The 2,150-nt window shown below is 74.6% G+C and carries 3 protein-coding genes; all 3 read left to right on the forward strand.

Translation table 11 applies throughout. The features are described from left to right. Positions 1–78: 78 nt before the first annotated feature. Positions 79–753 (forward strand): di-trans,poly-cis-decaprenylcistransferase, encoded by a 675-nt coding sequence (gene uppS, locus IRZ18_09825; protein ID MBX5477403.1) that lies wholly within the window; start codon positions 79–81, stop codon positions 751–753. Continuing rightward, positions 750–1,547: a phosphatidate cytidylyltransferase gene (locus IRZ18_09830; protein MBX5477404.1), complete on the forward strand. Its 798-nt coding sequence runs from the start codon at positions 750–752 to the stop codon at positions 1,545–1,547. Before uppS ends, IRZ18_09830 begins: the two co-directional genes overlap by 4 nt. A 30-nt stretch (positions 1,548–1,577) precedes the next feature. Then, on the forward strand, positions 1,578–2,150 hold a 573-nt coding region (locus IRZ18_09835), incomplete at its 3' end, for an AI-2E family transporter (GenBank protein ID MBX5477405.1).

Raw genomic sequence — 2,150 nt, forward strand, 5'->3', positions numbered from 1 at the left:
GCAGCGCACGCGGCGACGCCGCCGTGGGAGGCCTTCGGCGTGGACTCCACGCGGCTGCCGCGGCACGTCGCCGTCATCATGGACGGCAACGGCCGCTGGGCGAAGCAGCGCGGCCTCGCGCGGTCGGAGGGCCACCGCGCCGGGGTGGAGGCCGTCCGGCGCGTCATCCGGGCGGCGGCCCAGATGGGCATCCCGGCGCTGACGCTGTACGCGTTCTCGGCGGAGAACTGGAAGCGGCCGGCGTCGGAAGTGGAGTTTCTCTGGAAGCTCCTCGCGGACACGTTTCAGCACGACCTCCCGGAGTTGAAGACGAACGGCGTCCGCGTCCGCGTTCTGGGCGAGCGCGACGGCCTGCCGCCGGGGGTCGTGTCCGCGCTGCGCGCGGCCGAGGAGGAGACGGCGGCCAACACCGGGTTGCAGGCGGCCTTCGCCGTGAACTACGGCGCGCGGCAGGACATCCTGCGGGTTGTGCGCGCCGCCGTGCGGCTCGCGAAGGATGGCCGGCTGAAGGTGGAAGACGTCGATGAAGCATGGGTCAACGCGCAGCTGTCGACGGCCGGCCTGCCGGAGCTCGACCTTCTCATCCGCTCGGGCGGCGAGATGCGCGTCAGCAATTTCCTTCTCTGGGAACTCGCGTACGCGGAGTTCTGGAGCACGCCGGTGCTGTGGCCGGATTTCACGGCGGAGGACTTCTACCGGGCGATCGCGGACTTTCAGCAGCGCGAGCGCCGGTTCGGTGGCATTCCGGAATGAGCGAGCTCACGCTCCGCGTGTTGACGGCGGTGGTCGGGGTGCCGCTGGTCCTCGGTGCCGTGTACGTCGGCGGCGCCGCGGCGTTCGCGCTCGCGTGGGTGGCGGCCACGGCGGTGGCCTTCGAGTTCGCCGGCATCGCGCGCGGCCTTTGGGGCGCCTGGTGGCCGCTGCCGTCGATGGCCGCGGGCTGGCTCGTCCTTGGCGGGGCGTGGCTGGACGGCGTGCGGGGCTGGGCCACGGGCGTCGCGGGCGCGACCCTGCTCCTCGGCGCATGGGGCGTGATGCGCGCCGCGCGGCGGGACCCGGCCCCCGCCGTGCAGGCATGGGCGGCCGGGGCCACGTACGTGCTCGTGGCGCCGGCGCCGTACGCCTTCTTCATCCTCCTCCGGCAGATCGGCCGGCCGCACCTCCTCTGGCCGATTCTCGTGATCTGGGCGGCGGACATGGCCGCATACTTCATAGGCAGGGCCTGGGGCCGCCATCGCCTGGCGCCGCGGGTGAGCCCCGGGAAGTCGTGGGAGGGCCTCGCGGCGGCGCTCGCCGCCGGGGCGGCCGTCGGGTACGGCGTGGCCCGGCTCGCGGGGTGGCCGCCGGTCGCCCTCGCCCTGGCCAGCGCGGGCCTGGTCGTGGCGGGAACGGTCGGCGACCTGTTCGAGTCCGCCTTCAAGCGCGCCGCCGGGCGGAAGGACGCCGGCGGGCTTCTCCCCGGACACGGCGGCGTGTGGGACCGGTTCGACAGCCTCGCCTTCGCGATGCCGGTGGCGTGGTGGCTCTGGCAGACGTGGCTGCCGTGAGGGCGCGGACGGCCGTGGGAGGCCGGGAGCGTGCAAGTCTACGCGCGCGTGGCGCTGGTCGCGTTGCTCGTGGGAATCGCCGTGCGCTACGGGTCGCTGGTGCTCGGCCCGTTTGTCGTGGCCGCGGCGCTCGTCGCGCTCCTCGCCCCGGTGGTCGACTGGGCGGCGGCGCGCGGCCTGCCGCGTCGCTGGGCGGCGGCGCTGGCGATGACCACGATCGGCACGGGGCTGGTGCTCGGCGGCATCGCCGTCGTGGCCGCCCTGACGGCGGAGACGGGCCGCTTTGTCGCTCACGTGCCGGAGTGGTACTCGCAGGCGGAACGCCTCGCGTCCGCCCTGTGGAACTTCCTGCGCGGGGCGCTGGCGGGGCTGCCGCCCTCGCTGGAACCGTACTGGCGGGAGGCGGGCGGGGTGGTCGTGCTCGCCGTGCAGCGCTTGGCCCTCGCGGGGTTCCACGGCCTGCAGGCGCTGCTCGGAACCCTGCCGAAGGCCCTGGCCGTGCTTCTGTTCGGCTTGGCGTTCGCGTTCCTGGGGCTCAGCGATCCTCAAGGCCTGACGCAACTCGCGCTCGCCGCGCTGCCGCCGGCCTGGCGGGGGGTGGCG

This window comes from Clostridia bacterium (assembly GCA_019683875.1).
In the GTDB taxonomy this organism is placed as follows: Bacteria; Bacillota; Sulfobacillia; order RBS10-35; family Bu92; genus Bu92.

Excerpts from the sequence above, each read along its gene's own strand:
- uppS (MBX5477403.1), top strand. The coding sequence starts at position 79 with ATGGACGGCAACGGCCGCTGGGCGAAGCAGCGCGGCCTCGCGCGGTCG.
- IRZ18_09830 (MBX5477404.1), top strand. The coding sequence starts at position 750 with ATGAGCGAGCTCACGCTCCGCGTGTTGACGGCGGTGGTCGGGGTGCCG.